This is a genomic window from Enterobacter sp. E14S, assembly GCF_055666685.1.
In genome coordinates this window covers 185,013-210,923 of the sequence record NZ_JBVODQ010000004.1, presented here as the reverse complement: position 1 = coordinate 210,923, position 25,911 = coordinate 185,013, and the positions used below count along the sequence as shown (strand labels likewise).

General features: G+C 58.4%; 24 protein-coding genes. 16 read left to right on the top strand and 8 right to left on the bottom strand.

The annotated features are described in order from the left end of the window. Nucleotides 1-7 precede the first annotated feature (7 nt). The 3 genes from ytfT to ACZ6J2_RS12025 all read left to right on the top strand — a co-directional run bounded on the left by ytfT (nt 8) and on the right by ACZ6J2_RS12025 (nt 3,796). Entirely contained in the window at nt 8-1,033 is a 1,026-nt protein-coding gene (ytfT, locus tag ACZ6J2_RS12035) for a galactofuranose ABC transporter, ATP-binding protein YtfT (protein ID WP_029741734.1), read from the top strand. After that, complete coding sequence (yjfF, locus tag ACZ6J2_RS12030; RefSeq protein ID WP_023293434.1) at nt 1,020-2,021, top strand: galactofuranose ABC transporter, permease protein YjfF; 1,002 nt, start codon at nt 1,020-1,022, stop codon at nt 2,019-2,021. The genes ytfT and yjfF overlap by 14 nt, the downstream gene beginning before the upstream one ends. Before the next feature lie 203 nt (nt 2,022-2,224). Further along, the gene (locus ACZ6J2_RS12025) at nt 2,225-3,796 is read left to right on the top strand and encodes a methyl-accepting chemotaxis protein (protein WP_471725813.1); all 1,572 of its coding nucleotides are present in this window, start codon (nt 2,225-2,227) and stop codon (nt 3,794-3,796) included. On the opposite strand, the gene ACZ6J2_RS12020 is transcribed toward ACZ6J2_RS12025, so the two are convergent. Then, complete coding sequence (locus ACZ6J2_RS12020; RefSeq protein ID WP_033144492.1) at nt 3,768-4,124, bottom strand: helix-turn-helix domain-containing protein; 357 nt, start codon at nt 4,122-4,124, stop codon at nt 3,768-3,770. The two genes, ACZ6J2_RS12025 and ACZ6J2_RS12020, sit on opposite strands and share 29 nt — an antisense overlap. Before the next feature lie 150 nt (nt 4,125-4,274). Beyond that, on the bottom strand, nt 4,275-5,273 hold the full coding sequence (gene fbp / locus ACZ6J2_RS12015) for a class 1 fructose-bisphosphatase (RefSeq protein ID WP_023310178.1): 999 nt from the start codon (nt 5,271-5,273) through the stop codon (nt 4,275-4,277). Nucleotides 5,274-5,470: 197 nt separating this feature from the next. On the opposite strand from fbp, the gene mpl reads away from it, so the two are divergent. Beyond that, a complete protein-coding gene (gene mpl / locus ACZ6J2_RS12010; protein ID WP_029739256.1) occupies nt 5,471-6,850 on the top strand; it encodes a UDP-N-acetylmuramate:L-alanyl-gamma-D-glutamyl-meso-diaminopimelate ligase in 1,380 nt (459 codons plus the stop codon). An 89-nt stretch (nt 6,851-6,939) separates the two neighbouring features. Here mpl and yjgA read toward each other — a convergent pair whose 3' ends face one another. After that, nucleotides 6,940-7,491, bottom strand: coding sequence for a ribosome biogenesis factor YjgA (yjgA, locus tag ACZ6J2_RS12005; RefSeq protein WP_029739257.1), 552 nt, complete (start codon nt 7,489-7,491; stop codon nt 6,940-6,942). Nucleotides 7,492-7,586: 95 nt separating this feature from the next. Between yjgA and pmbA the strand changes: the two genes are divergently transcribed. The 12 genes from pmbA to ACZ6J2_RS11945 all read left to right on the top strand — a co-directional run bounded on the left by pmbA (nt 7,587) and on the right by ACZ6J2_RS11945 (nt 18,346). Further along, the gene (pmbA, locus tag ACZ6J2_RS12000) at nt 7,587-8,939 is read left to right on the top strand and encodes a metalloprotease PmbA (RefSeq protein WP_023310180.1); all 1,353 of its coding nucleotides are present in this window, start codon (nt 7,587-7,589) and stop codon (nt 8,937-8,939) included. Nucleotides 8,940-8,980: 41 nt separating this feature from the next. Continuing rightward, a complete protein-coding gene (gene cybC, locus ACZ6J2_RS11995) occupies nt 8,981-9,367 on the top strand; it encodes a cytochrome b562 (RefSeq protein WP_023334302.1) in 387 nt (128 codons plus the stop codon). A gap of 315 nt (nt 9,368-9,682) precedes the next feature. Next, complete coding sequence (locus ACZ6J2_RS11990) at nt 9,683-10,021, top strand: glycine dehydrogenase (protein ID WP_121424885.1); 339 nt, start codon at nt 9,683-9,685, stop codon at nt 10,019-10,021. A gap of 10 nt (nt 10,022-10,031) precedes the next feature. Continuing rightward, on the top strand, nt 10,032-10,394 hold the full coding sequence (locus ACZ6J2_RS11985; protein ID WP_023293430.1) for an SFCGS family glycine-rich protein: 363 nt from the start codon (nt 10,032-10,034) through the stop codon (nt 10,392-10,394). 2 nt (nt 10,395-10,396) lie between these two features. Further along, nucleotides 10,397-10,696 carry a DUF4312 family protein gene (locus ACZ6J2_RS11980; RefSeq protein WP_006810338.1) on the top strand — a complete coding sequence of 100 codons (300 nt, stop codon included), beginning with the start codon at nt 10,397-10,399 and terminating at the stop codon, nt 10,694-10,696. A 22-nt stretch (nt 10,697-10,718) separates the two neighbouring features. Then, complete coding sequence (locus ACZ6J2_RS11975; protein WP_023310182.1) at nt 10,719-11,495, top strand: DUF4311 domain-containing protein; 777 nt, start codon at nt 10,719-10,721, stop codon at nt 11,493-11,495. A 13-nt stretch (nt 11,496-11,508) separates the two neighbouring features. After that, nucleotides 11,509-12,150, top strand: coding sequence for a DUF4310 family protein (locus ACZ6J2_RS11970; RefSeq protein WP_023310183.1), 642 nt, complete (start codon nt 11,509-11,511; stop codon nt 12,148-12,150). Nucleotides 12,151-12,192: 42 nt separating this feature from the next. Next, nucleotides 12,193-13,326, top strand: coding sequence for an amidohydrolase/deacetylase family metallohydrolase (locus ACZ6J2_RS11965; protein ID WP_033144494.1), 1,134 nt, complete (start codon nt 12,193-12,195; stop codon nt 13,324-13,326). After that, the gene (locus ACZ6J2_RS11960) at nt 13,310-14,428 is read left to right on the top strand and encodes a DgaE family pyridoxal phosphate-dependent ammonia lyase (RefSeq protein ID WP_047059507.1); all 1,119 of its coding nucleotides are present in this window, start codon (nt 13,310-13,312) and stop codon (nt 14,426-14,428) included. The genes ACZ6J2_RS11965 and ACZ6J2_RS11960 overlap by 17 nt, the downstream gene beginning before the upstream one ends. Then, nucleotides 14,425-15,165, top strand: coding sequence for a 2-dehydro-3-deoxy-phosphogluconate aldolase (dagF, locus tag ACZ6J2_RS11955; RefSeq protein ID WP_471725811.1), 741 nt, complete (start codon nt 14,425-14,427; stop codon nt 15,163-15,165). Before ACZ6J2_RS11960 ends, dagF begins: the two co-directional genes overlap by 4 nt. Before the next feature lie 114 nt (nt 15,166-15,279). Beyond that, entirely contained in the window at nt 15,280-16,416 is a 1,137-nt protein-coding gene (locus tag ACZ6J2_RS11950; RefSeq protein WP_471725810.1) for a lactonase family protein, read from the top strand. 19 nt (nt 16,417-16,435) lie between these two features. Beyond that, on the top strand, nt 16,436-18,346 hold the full coding sequence (locus ACZ6J2_RS11945) for a BglG family transcription antiterminator (RefSeq protein WP_471725809.1): 1,911 nt from the start codon (nt 16,436-16,438) through the stop codon (nt 18,344-18,346). Nucleotides 18,347-18,378: 32 nt separating this feature from the next. On the opposite strand, the gene nrdG is transcribed toward ACZ6J2_RS11945, so the two are convergent. The 5 genes from nrdG to treR all read right to left on the bottom strand — a co-directional run bounded on the left by nrdG (nt 18,379) and on the right by treR (nt 25,689). Next, nucleotides 18,379-18,843, bottom strand: a complete 465-nt coding sequence (nrdG, locus tag ACZ6J2_RS11940) for an anaerobic ribonucleoside-triphosphate reductase-activating protein (protein WP_471725808.1) — start codon at nt 18,841-18,843, stop codon at nt 18,379-18,381. Nucleotides 18,844-18,984: 141 nt separating this feature from the next. Further along, complete coding sequence (gene nrdD, locus ACZ6J2_RS11935) at nt 18,985-21,123, bottom strand: anaerobic ribonucleoside-triphosphate reductase (RefSeq protein ID WP_023310191.1); 2,139 nt, start codon at nt 21,121-21,123, stop codon at nt 18,985-18,987. A 376-nt stretch (nt 21,124-21,499) separates the two neighbouring features. After that, nucleotides 21,500-23,143, bottom strand: a complete 1,644-nt coding sequence (treC, locus tag ACZ6J2_RS11930) for an alpha,alpha-phosphotrehalase (protein WP_471725807.1) — start codon at nt 23,141-23,143, stop codon at nt 21,500-21,502. 51 nt (nt 23,144-23,194) lie between these two features. Continuing rightward, complete coding sequence (gene treB / locus ACZ6J2_RS11925) at nt 23,195-24,613, bottom strand: PTS trehalose transporter subunit IIBC (protein WP_471725847.1); 1,419 nt, start codon at nt 24,611-24,613, stop codon at nt 23,195-23,197. A 128-nt stretch (nt 24,614-24,741) separates the two neighbouring features. Further along, a complete protein-coding gene (gene treR, locus ACZ6J2_RS11920) occupies nt 24,742-25,689 on the bottom strand; it encodes a trehalose operon repressor TreR (RefSeq protein ID WP_047174646.1) in 948 nt (315 codons plus the stop codon). Between the last annotated feature and the right edge of the window lie 222 nt (nt 25,690-25,911).

Genomic DNA, 25,911 nt, shown 5'->3' with positions numbered 1-25,911 from the left:
GTAAATCGTGATGCCCCGTTCGCTTTCGCAAACCGGTGAGTCAAAGCGCCGCTTCAGCTGGCCAACCGGCACGCCGCAAATCGCAGCGCTGCTGGTGGTTCTGCTGGTTGATAGCCTGGTCGCGCCGCATTTCTTCCAGATTATCGTGCAGGATGGCCGCCTGTTTGGCAGCCCAATAGACATTCTAAACCGTGCCGCGCCGGTGGCGCTGCTGGCCATCGGGATGACGCTGGTCATCGCCACCGGCGGAATTGACCTCTCCGTCGGCGCGGTGATGGCCATCGCCGGGGCCACGGCAGCCTCCATGACCGTGTCCGGACACAGCCTGCCGGTGGTACTGCTGGCGGCCTTAGGCACCGGCGTGCTGGCCGGATTATGGAACGGCATTCTGGTGGCGGTGCTGAAAATTCAGCCCTTTGTCGCCACCCTTATCTTAATGGTGGCCGGGCGCGGCGTGGCGCAGCTGATTACCTCCGGGCAGATTGTCACCTTTAACTCGCCGAGCCTGGCGTGGATCGGGAGCGGCAACCTTCTGTTCTTCCCGACACCGGTGATCGTTGCCCTGGTCACGCTCATTGTCTTCTGGCTTTTCACCCGCAAAACGGCGCTGGGCATGTTCATTGAAGCCGTCGGGATCAACATCCGCGCCGCGCGCAACGCCGGGGTCAACACCCGGCTGATGGTGATGCTGACCTACGTGCTGAGCGGCGTCTGCGCCGCCATCGCCGGGGTCATCGTCGCGGCGGACATTCGCGGGGCCGATGCCAACAACGCGGGGCTCTGGCTGGAGCTGGACGCGATCCTCGCGGTAGTGATCGGCGGTGGATCGCTGATGGGCGGGCGCTTTAACCTGTTGCTCTCGGTGATTGGCGCGCTGATCATTCAGGGCATGAACACCGGGATCCTGCTTTCGGGATTCCAGCCGGAACTCAACCAGGTGGTGAAAGCGGTGGTCGTGCTCTGCGTGCTGATCGTCCAGTCGCCGCGCTTTGTCAGCATCATTAAGGGGATCCGTGGCCATGATAAAACGTAATTTACCGTTGATGATCACGCTGGGCGTGTTTGTGCTGGGGTATCTCTACTGTCTGACGCAGTTCCCCGGTTTTGCCTCGACGCGCGTGATCTGCAATATCCTGACCGATAACGCCTTTTTAGGCATTATCGCCGTCGGCATGACCTTTGTGATCCTCTCCGGCGGGATCGATCTCTCCGTCGGGTCGGTGATCGCGTTTACGGGCGTGTTCCTCGCGAAGGCGATAGGCTTCTGGGGGATCTCTCCGCTGGTGGCGTTTCCGCTGGTGCTGGCGATGGGCTGCGCGTTTGGCGCCTTTATGGGGCTGCTGATCGACGCGTTAAAAATCCCGGCGTTTATCATTACCCTCGCGGGAATGTTCTTCCTGCGCGGGGTGAGCTACCTGGTGTCGGAAGAGTCGATTCCGATTAACCATCCGGTGTACGACACGCTCTCCAGCCTGGCGTGGAAAATTCCCGGCGGCGGCCGCCTGAGCGCGATGGGGCTGCTGATGCTGGGCGTGGTGGTGATTGGCATCTTCCTCGCCCATCGTACCCGGTTTGGCAATCAGGTTTACGCCATCGGCGGTAACGCCACGTCGGCAAACCTGATGGGGATCTCCACCCGCAGCACCACCATACGCATCTATATGCTCTCGACCGGCCTGGCGACGCTGGCGGGTATCGTCTTCTCGGTGTATACCCAGGCGGGCTATGCCCTTGCAGGCGTGGGCGTTGAGCTGGATGCGATTGCTTCTGTGGTTATCGGCGGCACGCTGCTCAGCGGCGGGGTGGGCACGGTGCTGGGAACGCTGTTCGGCGTGGCTATCCAGGGGCTGATACAAACCTATATCAACTTTGACGGCACGCTCAGCTCGTGGTGGACGAAGATCGCCATCGGCATTCTGCTGTTTATTTTTATTGCCCTGCAGCGTGGCCTGACGGTGCTCTGGGAGAACCGCCAAAGCTCGCCTGTTACCCGCGTAAACACATCGGTAACAGAGCGATAACACGCTGAATTTGCTTAAAGTCTATACACTAAATCATTCAAGCTGCATCAAGGCGGCAAGTCTGAGAATCCCCAGGAGCTTACTAAGGTAAGTGACTGGGGTGAGCAGACGCAGCTTGAAGGATGACGTGTATAAACATTTACCGGTAGCGGCCGATACTCTTCTTTTATGCCCAGAAATATCTCGCTACCGGAAATAATATCATGCTTAAAACGCTATCGATTCGTACCGGCTTGCTCTCTTTACTGGCCGTTATGACCCTGCTGCTGCTGATTGTCAGCGGCATCGGCATTTATGCCCTCACACAGAGTTCTTCTTCACTGCAGCGTATTAATCACCTTCAGGGTGAGCAGATGGTGCAGCTTAATTCAGGCTACACGCTGATCCTGCGCGCGCGCAATGAGGCGGGCCAGGCCGTCCGCATGATGGAAATCGGCATGCTGGACGATGCGGCCAAAGCGGTAAAAAACATCAATCAGGAAGTTGCCCTGGCCCAGAAAACGCTGAAAGGCGTGATCGACGGCGGCGTGGCTGACGAGCAGGGGCAACAGCTGCTCGACAAAGTGTCAGCCAGCCTGGCGACGTATAACCAGCAGGGGATCAACCCGATGTTGAAAACCCTGAACGACCAGAGCGCGGACGGGTATTACGATCTGCTGGAGAAGACGCTGATCCCGGTGGCAAAACAGTTTGATAACGATATGCAGGCGTTTCAGAAATGGAGCGAAGCGCGTGGTCAGGCGGAAGTGAGCGCCGTACAGTCGAGTAAAACCCGCGTGCTGATCCTGATTATCGTCGCAGCGCTGCTGACGGCGGGCATTATCGTGCTCGCGTGGCTGGTGCTGCGCCATATGCTGCTCCAGCCGCTCTCGGCCTCCATTGCTCAGCTGGAGAACGTGGCGGCGGGGGATTTAACCCATACGCTTGCCGCGCCCGCGAGCCAGGAGTTTAACCGCCTCAACGCGGTGATAGAGGAGATGCGACAGTCGCTGATGAACTCGGTTATGCGGGTACGCGACGCCAGCTCGCAAATTGACACCGGAAGCCGCGAGCTGACGCTGGGAAACCGCGATCTTGCCGAGCGTACGGAATCCACCGCCACGTCGCTGGAGCAGACGGCGGCCAGCATGGAACAGATCACCGCGACGGTGAAGCTCAACGCCGATAACGCCGAACAGGCGCACCAGCTGGCGAAGTCGGTGTCCGACACGGCCGATCACGGCAGCGAAATGGTCTGCTACGTAATTGAAAAAATGCGCGATATCTCGGGCAGCTCGGCGCGTATCGCCGACATCCTGAGCGTGATCGACGGTATTGCCTTCCAGACCAATATCCTGGCGCTTAACGCCTCCGTGGAAGCGGCGCGCGCGGGCGAGCAGGGGCGCGGGTTTGCCGTCGTCGCGGGCGAAGTGCGAAACCTTGCCAGCCGCAGCGCCGACGCGGCGAAAGAGATCCGAACGCTTATCAGTGATTCGCAGACCCACGTTAACGAGGGCAGCGAGCTGGCCCAGCAGGCTGGCGAGACGATGGACGAGATCGCAACAGAAGTGCTGCGCATGACCAAACTGATGCGTGAGATTGCGACCGCGTCTCAGGAGCAGAGCCGCGGTATTGAGCAGGTGAATATTGCGGTGAATCAGATGGACGAAACCGCGCAGCAGAATGCCGCGCTGGTGCAGCAATCCTCCGCCGCGACCCGCTCTCTTGAGGAGCAGTCGCGTCAGCTGATGGAAGCCATGTCATCATTCAAAGTGACGACTCAGACCGCTGCATAATATTACCCAGCCCCGGTACGTTCTGTGCCGGGGTTTTATTTTTTCCGGAATTAACTGCCGCAATATTATCGTGAATTTCACCCATTAATATTTCCAGCGAACTGGTTAAAGCTAACGCTTTTTCCGTCGGTTCAAGATATAAACCTTTGCGGAAAAATAACGGTTCATCAAAGAGTTGATTAAAACGCTTTAGGGCCAGACTCACCGCCGGACGTGACATCTCCAGACGCAAAGAGGCTTTAGCCATGCTGCCGCAGCGGACGATTTCAATAAATACAGGGATAAGATTTAAATCAATGCCGGTATTAGCACGGGAATAATTATTCATTGCGATTCTGCTCCACGAAATATCTGTCAAACTGTTATGGAAATAATGCAGGAGCAGTGGTGAATATTAAAGCATGTTTTTTATAAACACTTATACGGTAAAATATATAAATGAACAGGGGAGCCAGAACGGCTCCCCTGTAGAGAGGCATTACGCGTCCGGATACTCACGGATAAAACGTTCAACGTCTTCAACCATGTGGTTGTTGCCGACGAAGAATGAACGGCGCTGGTGAAGGCTTTCCGGCACGATATCCAGAATACGCTCTTTACCGTCGCTCGCCTTGCCGCCCGCCTGTTCGGCGAGGAACGCCATCGGGTTGCACTCGTACAGCAGGCGCAGCTTCCCGTCCGGGTGGCTGGCGGTGCTTGGGTAGAGGTAGATACCGCCTTTCAGCAGGTTACGGTGGAAATCCGCGACCAGAGAGCCAATATAGCGGGACGTGTACGGGCGCTGGGTCGCTTTATCTTCTTCCTGGCAGAATTTAATGTACTTCTTCACGCCGTTCGGGAAGCGGATGTAGTTGCCTTCGTTGATGGAGTAAGTGTTGCCCTTCTCCGGGAAGCGCATGCGTTCCTGGCTCAGGCAGAAAACGCCCAGTGAAGGATCGTACGTAAAGGCGTGAACCCCGCAGCCGGTGGTGTACACCAGCATGGTGGAGGAGCCATAAACGACGTAACCGGCAGCAACCTGGTTAATGCCCGGCTGCAGGAAATCTTCTTCGGTCACCGGCGTGCCAACAGGCGTGACGCGGCGGTAGATGGAGAAAATGGTACCGACAGAAACGTTAACGTCGATGTTTGAGGAGCCGTCGAGCGGATCCATCAGAACAACGTATTTAGCGTGTTCACACCCTTCGAAAACAACAATTTCATCTTCTTCTTCAGAGGCGATACCCGCAACGATGTCGCGCGCGCGCAGTGCAGCTTTCAGTTTTTCATTTGCGAACAGATCGAGCTTCTGTTGAACCTCGCCCTGAACGTTCTCGGCACCGCTGGCACCCAGGATATCGACCAGACCGGCCTTGTTGATATCGCGGTGGATGATCTTAGCGCCCAGCTTTATTGCCGACAGCAAAGCAGTGAGTTCACCGGTAGCATGAGAGAACTCGTGCTGCTTTTCGACAATAAATTCACCTAACGTTTTCATAACACTTTCCCTGCATCTTTGTGAGTAGAGCGATTGTATGTTCACTAAAACGACTAAAGCCCAACAATCTTAACAAACATTCAAATATTAGCGCAGAGGTGAATCGCGCCAGCAACATACGGATTTACCTGAAATGCGTTTCACAGCCGCTAACATGTGAGTAAAATGTGCGCCACATTGAAGAAGGATAGTGACGTATGCGCATTCATATATTGGGGATTTGTGGCACTTTCATGGGCGGACTGGCAATGCTGGCGCGCTCGCTGGGCCATGAAGTGACAGGTTCGGACGCCAATGTGTATCCGCCAATGAGCACACTTCTGGAGAAACAGGGCATCTCGTTAATTCAGGGCTACGATGCCAGCCAGCTGGATCCCGAGCCGGATCTGGTGATCATCGGCAACGCCATGACCCGCGGCAATCCGTGCGTCGAGGCGGTTCTGGAACGCAATATTCCGTTCATGTCCGGCCCGCAGTGGCTGCATGACTTCGTCCTGCGCGACCGCTGGGTGGTTGCCGTTGCCGGTACCCATGGCAAAACCACGACCGCGGGCATGGCGACCTGGATCCTTGAAGCCTGCGGCTACAAGCCGGGCTTCGTGATTGGCGGCGTACCGGGCAATTTCGACGTTTCTGCGCGTCTGGGTGACAGCCCGTTCTTCGTGATCGAAGCCGACGAATACGACTGCGCGTTCTTCGACAAGCGTTCTAAGTTCGTGCATTACTGCCCGCGCACGCTGATCCTCAACAACCTTGAGTTCGACCACGCGGATATTTTTGACGACCTGAAAGCGATCCAGAAACAGTTCCACCACCTGGTGCGTATTGTTCCGGGCCAGGGGCGCATCATCCTGCCTGAGAACGACATCAACCTGAAGCAGACGATGGCGATGGGCTGCTGGAGCGAGCAGGAGCTGGTGGGCGAGCAGGGCCACTGGCAGGCGAAAAAGCTCAACGCCGATGCCTCCGAGTGGGAAGTGCTGCTCGACGGTGAAAAAGTGGGTGAGGTGAAGTGGGGCCTGGTGGGCGAGCACAACATGCACAACGGCCTGATGGCTATTGCTGCGGCGCGTCACGTGGGCGTTTTGCCTGCGGATGCGGCCAATGCGCTGGGCTCGTTCATTAACGCCCGTCGCCGTCTGGAACTGCGCGGTGAAGCCCACGGCGTGACGGTGTATGACGATTTCGCGCACCACCCAACGGCCATTCTGGCAACGCTTGCCGCCCTGCGCGGCAAGGTCGGCGGGACAGCCCGCATTCTGGCGGTGCTGGAACCGCGCTCGAACACCATGAAGATGGGCATCTGCAAAGATGATCTCGCGCCGTCGTTAGGACGTGCCGATGAGGTCTTCCTGCTGCAGCCGCAGCATATTCCGTGGCAGGTGGCCGAAGTGGCCGACGCCTGCATTCAGCCTGCACACTGGAGCGCGGATGTGGATGCGCTCGCGGATATGGTGGTGAAAGCCGCTCAGCCTGGCGATCACATTCTGGTGATGAGCAACGGCGGTTTTGGGGGGATCCATCAGAAGCTGCTGGACGGTCTGGCGAAGAAAGCGGAAGCGGCAGCCGCAGAGTAAAAAAAAGCCCGGTGGCGCTTGCGCTTACCGGGCCTACATTCTTTCCTCCCTCGCCCCTCCGGGGAGAGGGTCGGGGTGAGGGGAACAGATTACTCTTCGTTCTCAGACAGCTCGCGCAGATACTGGAAAATCAGGCGCGCAGACTTCGGCGGCTTATTCCCTTCTTTCTCTTTCTGCGCGTTGCGGATCAAGGAACGCAGCTGCTGGCGGTCGGCATCCGGCCACAGGTTCAGCACTTCCGGTACGGCATCATCACCCTGTTCAATCAGGCGATCGCGGATCTGCTCAAGCTTATGGAAAAACGCAACCTGCTGGTTGTGGCGGTTTTTCAGCTTGTCCAGCGCCTGGCGGATCGGATCGACGTCGCGCTGACGCAGCATTTTCCCGATAAGCTGAAGCTGGCGACGACGGCCTTCTTTCTTGATTTTCTGTGCCAGTTCAATGGCATCACGCAGATCCTGGTCGAGCGGGATCTTGTCCAGCGCGTTTTTACCCAGTTCTACCATTTCTGCGCCAAGCTGTTTTAACTCTTCGGCGTCACGTTTAATTTCACTTTTACTGACCCAGATGATCTCATCATCTTCGTCTTCGATGTCATCACCGGGAACGTCGTCGAGCCAGTCTTCGGGCTGCTTAGTCATGTCAGGCTCCTTAAAAAAAGAGGCTAATGTTACCAGTTAAGACGCGCACTGAAAAACGGTTCTCTGTTAGACTTCAGATAACTCTCTCTTACAGTATGGCATTTGCGATGAAAGTAACCTCACAAGTTGAAGCGCAGCGTAAGATTCTTGAAGAAGCCGTCTCCACCGCGCTGATGCTTGCTTCAGAAAAATCAGATGGCGCCGAAGTGGCGGTCAGCAAAACCACCGGCATCAGCGTAAGTACCCGCTATGGTGAAGTGGAGAACGTCGAATTCAACAGCGATGGCGCGCTTGGGATCACGGTGTATCACCAGAATCGCAAAGGCAGCGCGTCATCCACCGATCTCAGCCCGGATGCCATTGCCCGCACGGTGCAGGCGGCGCTGGATATCGCCCGTTATACCTCCCCGGATCCTTACGCAGGCGTGGCGGATAAAGACCTGCTGGCGTTTGACGCGCCGGATCTCGATCTTTTCCACCCGGCGGAAGTGACCCCGGACGAAGCGATCGAACTGGCCGCGCGCGCCGAGCAGGCTTCCCTGCAGGCCGATAAGCGCATCACCAATACCGAAGGCGGCAGCTTCAACAGCCATTACGGCATCAAAGTCTTCGGCAACAGCCACGGCATGCTGCAGGGCTACTGCTCCACCCGCCATTCGCTCTCCAGCTGCGTGATCGCCGAAGAGAACGGTGACATGGAGCGTGACTACGCCTATACCATTGGCCGCGCGCTGGGGGATTTGCAGTCTCCTGAGTGGGTGGGTAAAGAATGTGCCGAACGCACGCTGTCACGCCTGTCGCCGCGTAAACTCTCCACCATGAAGGCCCCGGTCATTTTTGCGAATGAAGTGGCTACCGGTCTGTTTGGCCATCTGGTGGGCGCTATCGCAGGCGGCTCGGTTTACCGTAAATCGACCTTCCTGCTCGACTCGCTGGGCAAGCAGATCCTGCCGGAATGGCTCACCATTGAAGAACATCCGCACCTGCTGAAAGGGCTGGCCTCCACGCCGTTCGACAGCGAAGGCGTGCGTACCGAACGTCGCGATATCATCAAAGACGGTATTCTGACCCAGTGGCTGCTGACCAACTACTCCGCGCGCAAGCTGGGGCTGAAAAGCACCGGACACGCTGGCGGCATCCACAACTGGCGCATTGCCGGACAGGGCCTGAACTTTGAGCAGATGCTGAAAGAGATGGGCACCGGTCTGGTGGTCACCGAGCTGATGGGCCAGGGCGTAAGCGGCATCACCGGAGACTACTCGCGCGGCGCGGCGGGCTTCTGGGTGGAAAACGGCGAAATCCAGTATCCGGTGAGCGAAATTACGATTGCCGGCAACCTGAAGGACATGTGGCGCAACATCGTTACGGTCGGTAACGATATTGAAACACGTAGCAATATACAGTGTGGTTCTGTACTTCTGCCGGAAATGAAAATCGCCGGTCAGTAATATCCGTAAAGGCGTTTTAATAATAAAAAAGGAAGTGAGCAATGCGTAAACACCTGTTAGCGATCGTCGCGGCTTCAACGCTGGTTCTTGGCTCTTCTGCGTTTGCTGCCGATCTTGAAGACGACATGGGCATCCTCGGTCAAAACCTGAAGGTGGTGCAGAAAACCGACAATGCGGCTGAAATGAAAGACGCGCTGACCAAAATGCGTGAAGCGGCGCTGGACGCACAAAAAGCGACGCCTCCGAAGCTGGAAAGCAAAGCGGCAGACAGCGCAGAGATGAAAGACTACCGCCACGGCTTTGACGTGCTGGTCGGCCAGATCGACGGCGCGCTGAAGCTGGCTAACGAAGGCAAAGTGAAGGAAGCCCAGGCGGCGGCCGAGCAGTTTGTGACGACCCGTAACACGTATCATCAGAAATACCGTTAACCGATCGCGCATCTGACAAACAACCAGCGGGGGCCAGCGGCCCCCGTTTTTTTTACGCGGTAATAAGTAAACCCTATCGCCATCACATTTTAGCGTCACCGCGCCTGAACGTTTCGTTTCCCCGGCGCGCGTTTTGCCGCTGGAATACGTGATATTCATCACGCAAATGCCGGGATTAATTCAGATTCACCGCATTTATGTGGCACAGATCACTGCTGCGGCTCGCCTTTCCACTTCGAAGTGGAAAACAACTCGCTACAAACAATTCCCCCCCAACGTTAGTTTTATTCCAGAGCCATTAACGGGGTAAGACCAGTGATTAACGGAGCGGTAATGAACGACGTTGGGGAACAGGCGGAGCAAACAGAACAGCTCGCGAACACCATGCTGCAGCAGGTTTATGCCCTGCTGGCCCGAAACAACATCATCCCCAATGCGGTACAGGAGCAGATGCTCACCTCCCACGTGCGCGCAATGGCGCACCGGTCCGTGACCGGCGAGCCGCTGCCGGAGGTAGAAGCAGAGCTGTTTGACGAAATTTCACCAGATTCAATGCAACTTGCCCGTGAAGTGGTCGCGCAGTTTGGCAACCTTCCTGATGAAGAGGCCTGGCTGCTCTCCGTTCACTTTGAAGTCGCGAAAGACAACCTTTAAGGAGCAACACATGGAACAGATTACAGTCGTGATTGGCGATCGCCTGGGCAAAGGTCAGAAAGTGGCTGCCGGTGTGGAAAAAGCAGGCGGACGCGCGGTTGTCGTGCCGGGCATGGCGGCTGACATGAAGCTCGGCGACGTGATGAAAGCGGAAAACGCCACCTTCGGCATCTCCTTCTGCGGCAGCGGCGGCGCGGGTGCCATCACGGCCCAAACCAAATATGGCTACAAGGCCAAATACGGCATGCGTTCCGTGGAAGAGGGCGTGACCGCCATCAACGAAGGCTGCAACGTGCTGGGCTTTGGCTTTATGGATAAAGAAGAGCTGGGCGAGCGTCTGGTACAGGCGTGGCAGAAGAAATACGGCGCATAAGCATGAAAGAACAGTTCACAACCACGGTGAGAGTGAAGGGGAAAGGCGACGCCAAAGCGCGCGCCTTTGCCGACGCGCTCAACCACGTTCAGGCCGCGGTGATGAAAGCCTCACCGCATATCTTACTGCGTATTGAGCCACAGGATGTGCAGGTCGTTCAGGCGCAAGAAGCGGTGCGTAAAGAAGCCTTTCTGTTCTTCTTTCTGCGCCGGGAAAGACGCACCTACAGCGTGGAGCTGGATGTGACCGTCAACGTGACCGCTATCAATCTCGACCAGGTGGATTTCGTCACGCAACGCTGATTATTCATAAAAGGGCAGACTGATGTTCTTAATTATATTAATAAAATCGCTCATCATTGGCGGCCTGGTTGGCGTCGGTGTCGGAGCCGGGGCTGCACGCATGTTTCATGCGCCTACCACTCAGGGTATGGGCGCGTTTCGTACGTTGGGGGAACTGAATTCCTGTGAAGGGGATCCGGCGTCCCACTTCTCCTTTGGGTTAGGTTTCTTCTTTAACGCCTGGGCCTCTTCCGTGGCCGCAGGTGCCTTCACACAGGACGTTGACCACCGCATCATCCCGAACTGGGGTGCTGCTGCACTGATGATCAAAAACCGTAACGTTGGCGAAACGCTGCACGACCCGCGCAAAATGGCGATTGCCTGCGGCGTGATTGGCATGCTCGTCGTCACCTTCCTGAACCTGACCGCCTCCTCCGTGCCGGCAGCGCTTCAGGTCACCGCCGTGAAGGTGCTTGTACCGGCGGCAAACCTGCTGGTCAACACCGTCATGCCGGTGATCTTCTGGCTGGCGGCCATCGACGCGGGTAAAAAATCGGGCTTCTGGGCCACCATTTTTGGCGGCGCGGCGCAGCTGATTATGGGGAACGCCGTACCGGGCCTGGTGCTGGGGATCCTGATCGGTAAAGGCGTGGAAGAGAGCGGCTGGAATCACGTTACTAAAGTGATGATGGCGGCGATCGTCCTGCTCTTCGTGCTGAGCGGCTTCTTCCGCGGCTTCGACATGAAGATGATCGAATCCTTCCATCTGACCGTGCCGAACTGGCTCGACATGATCCACAACTCGCTCAGCGGTAAATAACAGGAGCCTCTAAATGGAACAGAATAAAGGTTTTTGGTATGCCGACTGGTCGTTCCCGATCTTCGTTGGCCTGCTCTCCTCCGGCGTTTTCGCCGGGACGCACATGTACTACCTCTACGGCATCGGCGCGTTTAACGAAGTGGCCTTCGTGGCGATGCTGAAAGCGGGGATCGATACCGGGGTTTACGGCGCGGTGGCGGCATTTGGCGCGAGCTTCCTGTTCGCCCGTATTATCGAAGGCTCGCTGGTGGGGATTCTCGATATCGGCGGTGCGATCCAGACCGGCGTCGGTCTTGGCGTTCCGGCGCTGCTGCTGGGCGCGGGCATCATGTTCCCGGTGACCAACTTCATTGCCGCGCTGATTACCGGCCTGGTGATTGGTCTGGCGATTGGCTACGTCATCATCCTGGCGCGTAAATTCACCATCAACCAGAGCAACTCCACCTACGGTGCAGACGTGATGATGGGCGCGGGTAACGCCTCCGGCCGCTTCCTCGGGCCGTTGATTATCCTCAGCGCCATGACCGCCTCCATTCCTATCGGCGTCGGTTCCCTGCTGGGTGCGCTGGTGTTCTACATCTGGCAGAAGCCGATCACCGGTGGCGCCATTCTCGGTGCAATGCTGTTGGGCTGGCTGTTCCCGGTCGCCCTTTAATACCCGCGGGCGCTCAGGCGCCCGCCTTATCAGGAGATCCTCATGTTTGATTTACTCCTGCGCCGTGCGCGCCTTGCCGACGATACCCTGACCGATATCGCCATTCAGGACGGGAAGATCGCGGCGCTGGGCGAGATTGACGCCCCCGCGCATAAAACGGTTGAGCTGAACGGCGACGTATTCGTCAGCGCAGGCTGGATTGACTCTCACGTTCATTGCTACCCGAACTCTCCGATTTACCACGACGAGCCCGACAGCGTGGGCATTGCCACCGGCGTCACCTCCGTGGTGGACGCGGGCAGTACCGGCGCCGACGACGTGGACGATTTCTATGACATCACCCGCAGGGCCTCCACCGAGGTGTTTGCCCTGCTGAACATCTCCCGCGTGGGGCTGATTGCCCAGAACGAACTGGCCAACATGGCGAATATTGACGCCGACGCGGTGAAGCAGGCGGTGAAGCGCCACCCTGATTTTATCGTCGGCCTGAAGGCGCGCATGAGCAGCAGCGTGGTCGGTGAAAACGGCATTACGCCGCTGGAGCGCGCTAAAGCCATTCAGAAAGAGAACGGCGACCTGCCGCTGATGGTGCACATCGGCAACAACCCGCCGAACCTCGACGAAATTGCCGAGCTGCTGAGCTCCGGCGACATCATCACCCACTGCTATAACGGCAAACCCAACCGCATTCTGACGCCCTCCGGCGAGCTGCGCGCCTCCATCACCTCCGCCCTGAAGCGCGGCGTGCGTCTGGACGTCGGTCACGGCACGGCGAGCTTTAGCTTTGAGGTGGCGAAACGCGCCATCGCGATGGGTATTCTGCCGCACACCATCAGCTCGGATATCTACTGCCGCAACCGCATCAACGGTCCGGTCGGCTCGCTGGCAAGCGTGATGTCGAAGTTTCTCGCTATCGGCATGTCCTTGCCGCAGGTGATTGACTGCGTCACCGCGAACGCCGCCGACGGCCTGCGCCTGGCGCGCAAGGGCCGCATCCAGCCGGGTCTCGACGCCGACCTGACGCTGTTCACGATTAAACGCCAGCCGACGGTGCTGACGGACGCCGAAAACGACAGCCTGCAGGCTGAACACATTCTGGTGCCGCTTGCCGCGATCCGCGCGGGCAAGGGCTACATGACCGAACAAGGGAGCACGGAACATGCCTTCGATTTATGAGAAGTACCATTTAAAGCAGGTTATCAACACCTCTGGCCGCATGACGGCGCTGGGCGTCTCCACGCCGCGCCCGGAAGTGGTGCAGGCGGCGATGGACGGCATGAATCACTATTTCGAGATGAAGGATCTGGTCAATAAAACCGGGGAGTACATCGCGAAGCTGCTGGATGTGGAAGGCGCGACGGTGGTTTCCTGCGCGTCGGCGGGCATAGCCCAGTCCGTGGCGGCGGTGCTGGTCAAAGACAGCGACTGGCTGCTGGAAAACCTGCACGTGACCCCGATTGAGAACAACGAAATCGTCCTGCCGAAAGGCCACAACGTAAACTTTGGCGCGCCGGTGGGCACCATGGTGGCGCTGGGCGGCGGCAAGCTGGTGGAGGCGGGCTACGCCAACGAATGCTCCGCCGATCAGCTGGCGGCGGCGATCACCCCGCGCACGGCGGCGATCCTCTACATCAAATCGCACCACTGCGTGCAGAAAAGCATGCTCAGCGTCGAGCAGGCGGCGGTGGTGGCGCGCAAGCACGATCTCCCGCTGATCGTCGATGCGGCGGCGGAAGAAGATCTGCACGCGTACTACCGATCCGGTGCCGATCTGGTGATCTACAGCGGCGCGAAGGCGATTGAAGGCCCAACCAGCGGGCTGGTGATCGGCAAAACCCAGTACGTTGAGTGGGTGAAGCGCCAGACCGCGGGCATTGGCCGCGCGATGAAGGTGGGCAAAGAGGGCATTCTTGGCCTGACCTGCGCCATCGAACACTACCTGACGGCGACCAAAGAGAGCGGGGCCGAGATGGTGGCGAAGATGACGCCGTTTATCGAGGCGCTCAACACCCTCAACGGCGTGACCGCGCGCGTGGTCTGGGACAGCGCCGGTCGCGATATCGCCCGTACCGAGATTAAGTTCGACGAAGCCACGACCGGCGTCGGCACGGGCGATCTGGTGGCGAAGCTGAAGCAGGGCGAATACGCCATTTACTTCCGTGGCTACAAGGCCAACGAAGGGATTATCGAGGCGGACGTGCGCAGCGTGAACGCTGACCAGCTGAACATCGTCTACCGCCGCATTAGCGAAGTATTAGGACAGGAGAAAAAAGCATGAAACTGACCCCCAACTTTTACCGTGACCGCGTCTGCCTGAACGTGCTGGCAGGATCGAAAGCCAACGCCAGCGCCATTTACGAGGCGGCGGAAGGTCACGTGCTGGTGGGCGTGCTCTCCAAAAATTACCCGGACGTGGCGAGCGCCGTTGCCGATATGCGTGAATACGCCGCGCTGATTGATAACGCGCTCTCCGTCGGCCTCGGCGCGGGGGATCCGAACCAGTCTGCTATGGTGAGTGAAATCTCCCGTCAGGTGCAGCCGCAGCACGTTAACCAGGTCTTTACCGGCGTGGCCACCAGCCGCGCGCTGCTGGGGCAGAATGAGTCGGTGGTCAACGGTCTGGTCTCTCCAACCGGCACCGTCGGGATGGTCAAAATCTCCACCGGACCGCTGAGCAGCAACGCTCCGGACGGCATTGTGCCGGTTGAAACCGCGATTGCCCTGCTGAAGGATTTCGGCGGCAGCTCCATCAAATACTTCCCGATGGGCGGCCTGAAGTGCCGTGACGAGTACAAAGCGGTGGCGGAAGCCTGCGCCCGTCACGACTTCTGGCTGGAGCCGACCGGAGGTATCGATCTCGAAAACTATGAGGAGATCCTGCAGATCGCCCTCGACGCGGGCGTGAGCAAAATCATCCCACATATCTACAGCTCGATTATCGACAAAGCCAGCGGCGATACGAGCCCGGAAGACGTGCGTACGCTGCTTGCGATGACGAAGAAGCTGGTGAAGTAGTATCTGCCCTCACCCTAACCCTCTCCCAAAGGGAGAGGGAACTTTTACCCCCTCTCCCTTTGGGAGAGGGCCGGGGTGAGGGAAAACAAACCGCACAAACCTGAAGGAGCCACCATGCACACCCGTACCCTGCTTGTTGCTTCACTCTCAATGTTCGCCACCGCCGCTATCGCCCAGCCGCAGTACGCCTGGGTGGGCACCTATAATCCCAACGGCGAAGGGTTGTACCGCTTTACCGTTGACCCGCAAAGCGGCGCGCTGGCGAATAAAACGCTGGTGAGCAGGCTGCCGAACGCCGCGCAGCTGGCCGTCTCACGCGATGGCAAAACGCTCTACCTGGCAAGCGAAGTGGAGCAGGGCGTGGTGCAGGCGCTGCGGGTGGGGGATAACGGCGAGCTGAGCGAGCTGAATCAGGTGGCCTCCGGCGGCGCGGGGCCGGTTTACCTGTCGCTGACGCCTAACGGTCGACATCTGCTGGTGGCTAACTATGTCAGCGGATCGATCGCCGTTTTGCCAGTCAACGCAGACGGCAGCCTGGGTGAGGCTACGGATAAACGTCAGGATCAGGGCGAACCGGGCGCGGCGAAGCCGGAAGCGGCTGTCGAAGGAAGCTTTGCTATCAGCGATCACAACGGCCCCCACGCGCACATGATCGCCGCCGATCCCAGCGGGAAATACGTGTTTTCCACCGATCTTGGGCTGGATCGCCTCTACCAGTACCGTTTTGACGATCGAACAGGGAAGCTGACGCCGAACGATCCGCCGTTTATCAGCGCCTCCTCAAAAGGCGCCGGGCCGCGCCACTTTGTCTTTACGCCAAAAGGCGACGCCCTGTGGCTGATTAACGAAGAGGCGTCTACGCTCACCCATTATACCGTGAACGCCAACGGCACCCTGAAAGAGGGCAAAACGCTTTCAGCCCTGCCGGAAGGTTACAAAGGCACCAGCTTTGCTGCCGGGCTCGCATTAAGCGCCGATGGTAAACAGCTGTATGTGGCTAACCGTTTGCATAACAGCATCGGGCACTTTACCGTAACAGCAGAGGGCACGCTGACGCATCAGGACGACGTGTGGACGCGCGGCGACTACCCGCGCACCCTGACGCTCGATAAGCAGGGACGCTGGCTGTACGTCATGAACCAGCGCAGCGACAACATTACCCGTTTCCGCGTGGCGCAGGACGGGAAATTAAGCTTCGAGCCGGACTATACCCCGGTCGGCAGCCCATCTCAGATGGTCATTTCACCTTAAGCCGTAAGAGGACAAACCCGTGCGATTTCCGAACCAACGTTTAGCGCAACTGTTCGATCTGTTGCAAAACGAGACGCTGCCGCAGGACGAGCTGGCGCAGCGGCTGTCGGTCTCCACGCGAACCGTCCGTGCCGATATCACCGCCCTGAACGCGCTGCTGGCAGGCCACGGCGCGCAGTTTATATTGAGCCGGGGCAACGGCTATCAGCTCAAAATTGATGATGCCCAGCGCTACCAGCAGCTGCAGGCATCCCACCCGCGCGCGCTGCGTATTCCCCGGACCGGGCCGGAGCGCGTGCACTATCTGGTGGTGCGTTTTCTCACCTCGGCATTTTCTCTTAAGCTCGAGGATCTGGCGGATGAGTGGTTTGTCAGTCGCGCCACGTTGCAAAGCGATATGGCCGAAGTGCGCGAGTGGTTCCACCGCTATAACCTGACGCTGGAAACGCGTCCGCGCCACGGCATGAAGCTGTTTGGCAGCGAGATGTCGACCCGCGCCTGCCTGACCGATCTGCTCTGGGAGCTTGCGCAGCAGGACAGCCTGAACCCGCTGGTGACCGACGTGGCGCTGAATGCAGGCGTGGCGGAGCAGATGGTGCCCGTGCTGCACGAGGCGCTGACGCGTCATCACATCCGTCTGACCGACGAAGGCGAGCTGTTCCTGCGCCTGTACTGCGCGGTGTCGGTGCGGCGCATCAGCGAGGGCTATCCGCTGCCGGAATTCCATGCCGAAGACGTGGAAGAGAACGTGCGCGAGGCGGCGAAGGATATCGCCGTCACTATCCAGCAGCTGGCGGGCAAAGCGCTTTCACCTTCAGAGGAGAGCTGGCTGTGCGTGCACATTGCGGCGCGGCAGATCCAGGAGATTGCCCCGAGCGCAATTAACGCGGATGACGATGAAGCGCTGGTCAACTATATCCTGCGCTATATCAACACCCACTATAACTACAATCTGCTCAGCGACGCGCAGCTGCACGCTGACCTGCTCACGCACATTAAAACCATGATCACCCGCGTGCGGTATCAAATCATGATCCCCAATCCGCTGCTGGATAACATCAAGCAGCACTACCCGATGGCGTGGGATATGACCCTCGCGGCGGTGTCGAGCTGGGGAAAATACACGCCGTATGTGATCAGCGAAAACGAAATCGGCTTCCTGGTGCTGCACATCGGCGTCGGGCTGGAGCGCCACTACAACATCGGCTACCAGCGCCAGCCGCGGGTGCTGCTGGTATGCGACGCCGGGAATGCCATGGTCCGCATGATCGAGGCGGTGCTCCAGCGCAAGTACCCGCAGATTGAGGTGGCCCGCACGCTCACCCTGCGCGAGTACGAGCTGGCGGATTCCATCGGCGAGGACTTTGTCATTTCCACCGCCCGCGTGAGCGAAAAATCCAAACCGGTGGTGATGATCGCCCCGTTCCCGACCGATTATCAGCTAGAGCAGATCGGCAAGCTGGTGCTGGTGGACCGCACCCGCCCGTGGATGCTGGATAAGTACTTCGACGCGGCCCATTTCCGCATTATCGACAAGCCCGTTGACCAGCAAACGCTGTTTCGCGAACTGTGCGCGCAGCTTGAAGGCGAGGGGTTTGTCGGCGCGGAGTTCCTGGATTCGGTCGTCGAGCGTGAAGCCATCGTCAGCACCATGCTCGGCGACGGTATTGCGCTCCCGCACTCTCTCGGCCTTTTAGCGCAGAAAACGGTGGTCTATACCGTGCTTGCCCCGCATGGCGTCCAGTGGGGCGACGAAACCGCGCACGTCATCTTCCTGCTCGCCATCAGCAAAAGTGAATACGAAGAGGCGATGGCGATTTACGATATTTTCGTCACCTTCCTGCGTGAACGGGCGATGTCGCGGCTCTGTGGCTGCAGTGACTTTGCCGGGTTTAAGGCGGTGGCAATGGAGAGTTTGAGTCGGTTTTGAGGTAAGGGCGGACGGACAACATCCGCCTTTGTTCAACGCAGATGATGCACAACCTGGTTGCTGCTGCCGCGCCAAATCAGCGCCGGGTCTTTTAAATCCTGCACGAACTTACCGTCGACCAGGACGTTAATCAGATCCACGACTTCCATTTGCTGCGCGTTCAGCTCATCCAGCCTGTATCCCGTCCAGACCCAGATATCTTTTCCCGTACACTCTGCCCGAATGCGCTTCACCAGCTTCAGGATATCCGGCACGTTTTGCGGGTGCAGCGGATCGCCGCCGGAGAGGGAAATCCCCTGACGTTTGATGCGCGTGTCGTTCAGGTCGTTGACGATCTTGTCTTCCATCTCAGCGGTAAACGGCATGCCGGAGTTTAAGCGCCAGGTGCTTTTGTTATAGCAGCCGGGGCATTCGTGGACGCAGCCTGAAACGAACAGGGTGCAGCGGGTGCCGGGGCCGTTGACGATGTCGACGGGGTAGTATTGATGATAATTCATAGCGTTAACCTGATGCCCTCACCCCGCCCCTCTCCCACAGGGAGAGGGAGAAAACCGGCGGCCGGCATAATAATGTGCTCGATCGGTTCCCTCTCCCTTTAGGGAGAGGGGTAGGGTGAGGGGGAGAACCCTGCGCAGAACTTACCCGATCTGCCCATTCCCCAAATGCTTCACGCGACGCTTCACCTCTTCCTGCTTGCCGGCGTTAAACGGACGCGCGTCCGGGCTGCCGAGATAGCCGCACACGCGACGGGTCACGGAGACGCGAGCCGCATCGTGGTTGCCGCATTTCGGGCAGGTAAAGCCTTTGCTCGTACACTCGAACTCACCGGTAAAGCCGCACTCGTAGCACTCGTCGATTGGCGTGTTGGTCCCGTAATACGGCACATGCTGATAGCTGTAATCCCACACGTCTTCCAGCGCCTTCAGGTTGTGCTGAATGTTCGGGTACTCGCCGTAGCAGATGAAGCCGCCGCTGGCGATCGGCGGATAGGCCGCTTCGAAATCGATCTTGTCGTACGGGTTTACCTTTTTCTCCACGTCGAGGTGGAAGCTGTTGGTGTAATACCCTTTGTCGGTCACGCCTTCCACAATCCCGAACTCGGCGGTGTCCAGACGGCAGAAGCGGTCGCACAGGTTCTCGCTCGGCGTGCTGTAGAGGCTAAATCCGTAGCCGGTTTCCTCTTTCCACTGGTCAACCGCGTCGCGCAGGCGCTGAACGATGGCGATGCCTTTTTCGCGCAGGGCCTCGCTGTCGTACATATGCGTATCGCCCGCCAGGGCGTTGATGGTCTCGTGAATGCCGATATAGCCCAGCGAAATCGACGCGCGGCCGTTTTTGAAGATCTCGGACACGTCATCGTCCGCCTTCAGGCGCACGCCGCAGGCCCCTTCCATATAGAGGATCGGCGCGACGCGGGCTTTGACCCCTTCAAGGCGAGCAATACGGGTCATCAGCGCCTTACGCGCCAGCTGCAGGCGTTCATCCAGCAGCGTCCAGAATTCAGCTTCATTGCCTTTGGCCTCCAGCGCGATGCGCGGCAGGTTCAGGCTGATCACGCCCAGGTTGTTACGCCCGTCGTGGATCTGCTCGCCGTTTTCATCTTCGTACACGCCCAGGAAGCTGCGGCAGCCCATTGGCGTTTTAAACGAGCCGGTCACTTTAACGACCTGATCGTAGTTCAGGATGTCCGGGTACATGCGCTTGCTCGCGCACTCCAGCGCCAGCTGTTTGATGTCGTAGTTCGGGTCGCCAAACTTGTGGTTCAGGCCGTCGCGAATGGCGAACACCAGTTTCGGAAACACCGCCGTTTTGCGGTTTTTACCGAGGCCGGAAATGCGGTTGCGCAGGATAGACTGCTGGATCAGGCGCGATTCCCAACTGGTGCCCAGACCAAACCCGAAGGTCACAAACGGCGTCTGGCCGTTGGCGGTATGCAGCGTGTTCACTTCATACTCCAGCGACTGGAAGGCGTCGTAACACTCTTTCTCGGTGCGGGAGTGCGCGTAGCCGTCGGCGTCCGGGATCTGCCACTCTTCGGCCGTTTTACGATGCTTGTTGAAGCTTGCCGTCACGAACGGGGCCAGCACTTCATCAATGCGGTTAATCGTGGTGCCGCCATAAATGTGGCTTGCGACCTGGGCGATTATCTGCGCGGTGACGGCGGTGGCCGTGGAGATTGATTTAGGCGGTTCAATCTCGGCGTTACCCATTTTAAAACCGTGGGTCAGCATGCCTTTCAGGTCGATCAGCATGCAGTTGAACATCGGGAAGAACGGCGAATAGTCGAGATCGTGGTAGTGAATTTCACCGCGCTCGTGCGCCGACACCACGTCGCGCGGCAGCAGATGCTGACGGGCATAGTGTTTGGCGACGATACCGGCCAGCAGGTCGCGCTGGGTCGGGATCACTTTACTGTCTTTGTTGGCGTTTTCATTGAGCAGGGCGGAGTTGGTCTGCTCCACCAGGCCACGGATCTCCTGGTTCAGACGACCGCGCTTCTCACGCTGCACGTCACGATCGTGACGGTACTCAATGTAGGCGCGCGCCAGCTGCTTGTAGGGCCCCGCCATCAGCTGGTTCTCAACCGCGGTCTGGATCTCGTTGATATCGACCTGGCTGCGTTCGTTCATCTGGCTGCTAACGACTTCTGCGACGGTGGCGCAGTAATCTGCGTCATCGACTCCCGCTGCTTTAGCTGCACGCAGAATGGCTTCCTGGATGCGCTCTGATTTAAACGGCACTTTACAGCCATCACGTTTCATCACATGCGGTGTCATGATCACTCCATTTTTTGAAAACAGGTTATCCACAGAGGTGGAGAAGTAATAACCGGGCGTATTCCCCGCCGGGCCAAAGACTTCCCGCGTTCCCAGCTCGTGTTATCCACAATTCCGGCCAGCGTAAGCGCCGTCTTGTTGTTGGAATAGTAGACGATAAATACAAGATGTTGGGTCGGCGTGCATTTTAAGTGCTACATATAGTGATTTGCATCAAACATGTTTGCGATTTATTTGATGCAGAACAAAGTAAAAAGACGAGAGTACAAACGACGGGCGCTTCAGCGATTGTAAAGGCGCGAGAGAAAAATCTGATTATTTACTCAACAAAAACAGTAAAGTAAGCCGGGTGCTGAGCCGCACCCGGTAGAGAGAATTACTGCTGCAACCACCAGACGGCTTCAAACGGACGCAGCGACGTCGTTTGTGGTGCCGGGTAGTTACTCATCACCACCTGCGACCTATCGCTGAGAGCGCCTGTCTGCCATTCCTGAGGCGTAGGGTTCAGGTTCGCCGCCACCATCAGCGTCTGCCCCTGCCACTGACGACGGTAGCACCAAAGAGAAGGATGTTCCGGCAGAAGATCCTCATAATCTCCCCACGTCAGCACCGGCAGGGTTTTACGCAGGCCGATCAGCGACTGGTAGGTGTAGAACACCGAATCCGGGTCGTCGAGCGCGGCGCGGGCGTTCACCGTCTCGTAGTTATCGCAGACCCCAATCCACGGCTCGCCCTCGGTAAAGCCCGCATTGTGCGAAGCGTCCCACTGCATTGGGGTTCGCCCGTTATCGCGGGACTTACTCGCCAGAATCGCCAGCAATTCCTCCGGCTCGCGGCCGTTGGCGCGCAGTTCGGCGAACATGTTCAGGCTCTCCACGTCGCGGTAATCGGTGATGCGGCTGAAGTGCGGGTTGGTCATCCCCAGCTCTTCGCCCTGGTAGATATACGGTGTGCCCTGCATGCCGTGCAGCACCATGCCGAGCATCTTCGCGGCCTGTACGCGGTATTCTCCTTCGTCACCAAAGCGCGACACGATGCGCGGCTGATCGTGGTTACACCAGAACAGCGCGTTCCAGGCCCTGTTGTGCATCCCCTGCTGCCAGTGGCGGAAGAGGGTTTTCAGCGCCACGAAGTCCGGCTTCGCCTTCGTCCACTTTTCGCCGCCGGGGTAGTCCACCTTCAGGTGATGGAAGTTAAAGGTCATCGACAGCTCGCGTCCGTCGAGCGAGGCGTACTGCTGGCAGTTCTCCAGCGAGGTCGAGGACATCTCGCCCACCGTCATCAGGTTGCGCGGGGTGAAGACGTCCCGGCTCATCTCCTGCAGATATTCGTGAACGCGCGGCCCGTCGGTGTAGAAGCGGCGACCGTCGCCAATAGTGTCGTCCGGGAAATCCTGATCTTTTGAAATCAGGTTAATCACGTCGAGACGCAGGCCGTCCACGCCGCGATCGGCCCAGAACTCGCACACCTTTTTTAGCTCGGCGCGCACTTCAGGGTTTTCCCAGTTGAGGTCCGCCTGCTCCGGGGCGAACAGGTGCAAATAGTACTGCTCGCTCTCGGCGTGCCAGCGCCAGGCGTTGCCGCCAAACTTGGAGCGCCAGTTGTTGGGAAGCTGCTCCGGCGCGCCGTCGCGCCAGATGTAGAACTGTCGGTACGGGCTCGCTTTGTTCAGCGACTCGCGGAACCAGGCGTGCTGCGTGGAGGTGTGGTTAAACACCATGTCCAGGACAATGCGAATGCCGCGCTCGTGCGCCCGGGCAACCAGCTCGTCGAAATCATCCAGCGTGCCGTAAGCCGGGTCGATGGCGGTGTAATTCGCCACGTCGTAGCCGTTATCCACCTGCGGGGAGATATAAAACGGCGTCAGCCAGATGGCGTCGATGCCGAGGGTTTTCAGGTAGTCCAGACGCTGCGTCACGCCGCGCAGATCGCCGGTGCCGCTGCCGGTGGTATCCTGGAAACTCTTTGGGTAAATCTGATAGATGACGCCGTTCTGCCACCAGTGGGGAAGGGTATTCATAATGCGTTCCTGCAAATGCGAAGGGGCGCAACTGCGCCCCGAAAGAAGAAGTTAAACAATCTGCAGCGAGCCCTGACGGAACTTGCGCTGGTAAACCACGGTGGTGAGCGCCATAGGGACGATGATCGCGATGGCCATCGCCAGGGCAAACACCTGCCAGTAAGCCGGCTGGATGGAGAGAATGCCGGGCAGACCGCCGACGCCAATCCCGTTCGCCATCACGCCGTTCAGACCACACACCAGGCCAGCCAGACCGGAACCGATCATCGCGCAGAGCATCGGGAAGCGGTACTTTAGGTTGATACCGTACATCGCCGGTTCGGTGACGCCGAGGTAAGCAGAGATGGCCGCCGGAACGGAGATCTCACGCTCGTTGTGCTTGCGGCTGACGATGATGATGCCAGTAACCGCCGACGCCTGCGCAATGTTAGACAGGGCGATAATCGGCCAGACCGGCGTGCCGCCGAGGCTCTGGATCATCTGCATATCAATGGCCAGCGTGGTCTGGTGCACGCCGGTGATCACCAGCGGGGCGTACAGGAAGCCAAACAGCGCGGCTCCAATCGGCGCGAAGCTGCCGGTCATCAGGTGACGGACCGCGAAGGCCACGCCGTCACCAATCATGCGGCCAAACGGACCGATAAAGGCGTGCGCCAGGAACACCGCAATAATCAGCGAGCAGACCGGCACCACCACCAGATAGAGGTAATCCGGCACGATGCGCTTGAGGCGCGTTTCAATAAAGCCCAGCGCCAGACCGGCCAGCAGTGCCGGGATCACCTGCGCCTGGTAGCCCACCTTAGCGATAGTAAACAGGCCGAAGTTCCACACCTCCGGCACCTGCTGCCCAAGTAAGTAAGCGTTCATTAACTGTGGAGAGACCAGCGTGACGCCCAGCACGATACCCAGAATCGGCGTGCCGCCCATCTTGCGCACCGCGGACCAGCAAATCCCGACCGGCAGATAGAAGAAGATCGCTTCGCCAATCAGCCACAGAAAATCGTAAACGGTTTTCAGCGCCGGGTACATCTGTGCCAGGGTTTTGCCGTCGCTCATCGGCACATCGCCGATGACGTTACGGAAGCCTAAAATTAAGCCCCCGCTGATCAGCGCCGGCAGCAGCGGGAAGAAGATCTCCGCGAAGTGGGAAATCAGCTGCTCGTGCCACTTCATATTCTGGCGCGCGGCCTTCTTCGCCTGCTCTTTATCGGCGGAGGAGTGCCCGGTTGTCGCCAGCAGAGCCTGATAGTAATCGCCCACTTCGGTACCAATAACGACCTGGAACTGCCCGGCGTTGGTGAAGCAGCCTTTGACCATGGAAAGTTCTTCAATGGCCTTCGGGTTGGCTTTGGCCGGATCGTTCAGCACGAAGCGCAGGCGGGTAATGCAATGGCTGACGGTGGCGATGTTTTCGCGGCCGCCGACCAGGACGATCAACTGATCGATATCTGCTTGTTTGACTTTACTCATCATGAAACCTCATGACAGAAGGTGAGGGGTGTAATGACCTGAGCGCAAGCCTACTCCTTCAGCGTGACGGCGAAAATGGGAACGTTCCCGAAATCGGGCGAAGATCACAATAATCTGTTTTAGAGGGGTTACGAAAGGTGAGCGGGAATGACGATCTGACGGGGCTCTGAACGCCCGTTTATCTGCTCGATCAGCTGCGCGGCGGCCTGTCTGCCGGACTCGGCGTAGCCCGGATCGACGGTGATGATCTCCGGGTGCAGGAATTTCATCAGCGGCGTGCTGCCGACGCTCGCCACCTGCAGGTTATCGATACGCTGCTCCTGCAGATATTTGCTCGCACCCAGCGCCAGGGTATCCGTGGCGCACACCAGCGCCGTGGTCTGCGGCGTCAGAACGCTGGCGGCCTGCTCGTAGCCCTGCTTCATGCCCAGCCCCGGCAGGGAGGCCACGGCGGAGAGGTTGTGCTTTTTGCAAAAGGCCAGATAGGCCTCATGGCGACGCTTGCCGGTGGTGACGTCCGCGTGCGGGACGCCGAGGAAGCTGATGTGACGATGGCCCTCGTCAAACAGGCGCTGCATCAGGGTGATAATCGCGCCCTCGTCGTCGTAGCAGACGGAGGCAAACCCGTGGGCATCGCGCGCCAGCAGCACCAGCGAAGGCTGCCAGGGTTTTAGCATCTCGTCCTTAATGCCGGTAAAACCGAAAAGCACCACGCCATCAATGTTGCGCCGCTGGAGCATCCCCAGATGCTCTTCAACCAGCTGCACAGAGAACTGGCTCTCCATCATGATCGGATCATACCCCTGCTCGTAGAAGGCGGGGAGCATGGTCTGCACGGCGAGGTTTTCAGACAGAGAGTCCAGACGCGAGACAATGATGGCGACGACTTTGTCACTCTGCCCGCGCATGGCGCGCGCGGAGCGGGAAGGGGAAAAACCGTGCTGATTCATGACCGCCTCAACGCGCTCGCGGGTGCGTTCGCTGACGCCGCTTTCGTTGTTCAGCACGCGTGAGACGGTCGATTTCCCCACGCCGCTTAAACGCGCGATGTCTTTAATCGTAAGGCGGTTCTGCATGCTGTATTCCCTGTAACAACGACGATGTAGTGAATTGAGCCTAATGCTATAGCGCGATTTCGCTATGGGCAAAGTCTGGTTTACGTTCGGTTTATTTGCAGGGGGGTATAATACCGCCCGAATCGTCATAAAGGGTACGCTTAAATCCTTATACTGCGCGGCGACACCCTGTTTTTTTGCTTACCGGAGGCTTCATGGATCCCGATCCCACACCTCTCCTGA

Bases quoted from the DNA above. Each gene is read 5' to 3' on its own strand.
- ACZ6J2_RS11960 (WP_047059507.1), top strand. From the start codon at position 13,310: ATGCCTTCGATTTATGAGAAGTACCATTTAAAGCAGGTTATCAACACC.
- mpl (WP_029739256.1), top strand. From the start codon at position 5,471: ATGCGCATTCATATATTGGGGATTTGTGGCACTTTCATGGGCGGACTG.
- nrdG (WP_471725808.1), bottom strand. From the start codon at position 18,843: ATGAATTATCATCAATACTACCCCGTCGACATCGTCAACGGCCCCGGC.
- ACZ6J2_RS11985 (WP_023293430.1), top strand. From the start codon at position 10,032: ATGGAACAGATTACAGTCGTGATTGGCGATCGCCTGGGCAAAGGTCAG.
- yjgA (WP_029739257.1), bottom strand. From the start codon at position 7,491: ATGACTAAGCAGCCCGAAGACTGGCTCGACGACGTTCCCGGTGATGAC.
- cybC (WP_023334302.1), top strand. From the start codon at position 8,981: ATGCGTAAACACCTGTTAGCGATCGTCGCGGCTTCAACGCTGGTTCTT.
- ACZ6J2_RS12025 (WP_471725813.1), top strand. From the start codon at position 2,225: ATGCTTAAAACGCTATCGATTCGTACCGGCTTGCTCTCTTTACTGGCC.
- ACZ6J2_RS11980 (WP_006810338.1), top strand. From the start codon at position 10,397: ATGAAAGAACAGTTCACAACCACGGTGAGAGTGAAGGGGAAAGGCGAC.
- ACZ6J2_RS11970 (WP_023310183.1), top strand. From the start codon at position 11,509: ATGGAACAGAATAAAGGTTTTTGGTATGCCGACTGGTCGTTCCCGATC.
- treR (WP_047174646.1), bottom strand. From the start codon at position 25,689: ATGCAGAACCGCCTTACGATTAAAGACATCGCGCGTTTAAGCGGCGTG.
- ACZ6J2_RS11975 (WP_023310182.1), top strand. From the start codon at position 10,719: ATGTTCTTAATTATATTAATAAAATCGCTCATCATTGGCGGCCTGGTT.
- dagF (WP_471725811.1), top strand. From the start codon at position 14,425: ATGAAACTGACCCCCAACTTTTACCGTGACCGCGTCTGCCTGAACGTG.
- ACZ6J2_RS11950 (WP_471725810.1), top strand. From the start codon at position 15,280: ATGCACACCCGTACCCTGCTTGTTGCTTCACTCTCAATGTTCGCCACC.
- ACZ6J2_RS12020 (WP_033144492.1), bottom strand. From the start codon at position 4,124: ATGAATAATTATTCCCGTGCTAATACCGGCATTGATTTAAATCTTATC.
- treB (WP_471725847.1), bottom strand. From the start codon at position 24,613: ATGAGTAAAGTCAAACAAGCAGATATCGATCAGTTGATCGTCCTGGTC.
- fbp (WP_023310178.1), bottom strand. From the start codon at position 5,273: ATGAAAACGTTAGGTGAATTTATTGTCGAAAAGCAGCACGAGTTCTCT.
- nrdD (WP_023310191.1), bottom strand. From the start codon at position 21,123: ATGACACCGCATGTGATGAAACGTGATGGCTGTAAAGTGCCGTTTAAA.
- ACZ6J2_RS11965 (WP_033144494.1), top strand. From the start codon at position 12,193: ATGTTTGATTTACTCCTGCGCCGTGCGCGCCTTGCCGACGATACCCTG.
- yjfF (WP_023293434.1), top strand. From the start codon at position 1,020: ATGATAAAACGTAATTTACCGTTGATGATCACGCTGGGCGTGTTTGTG.
- treC (WP_471725807.1), bottom strand. From the start codon at position 23,143: ATGAATACCCTTCCCCACTGGTGGCAGAACGGCGTCATCTATCAGATT.
- pmbA (WP_023310180.1), top strand. From the start codon at position 7,587: ATGGCATTTGCGATGAAAGTAACCTCACAAGTTGAAGCGCAGCGTAAG.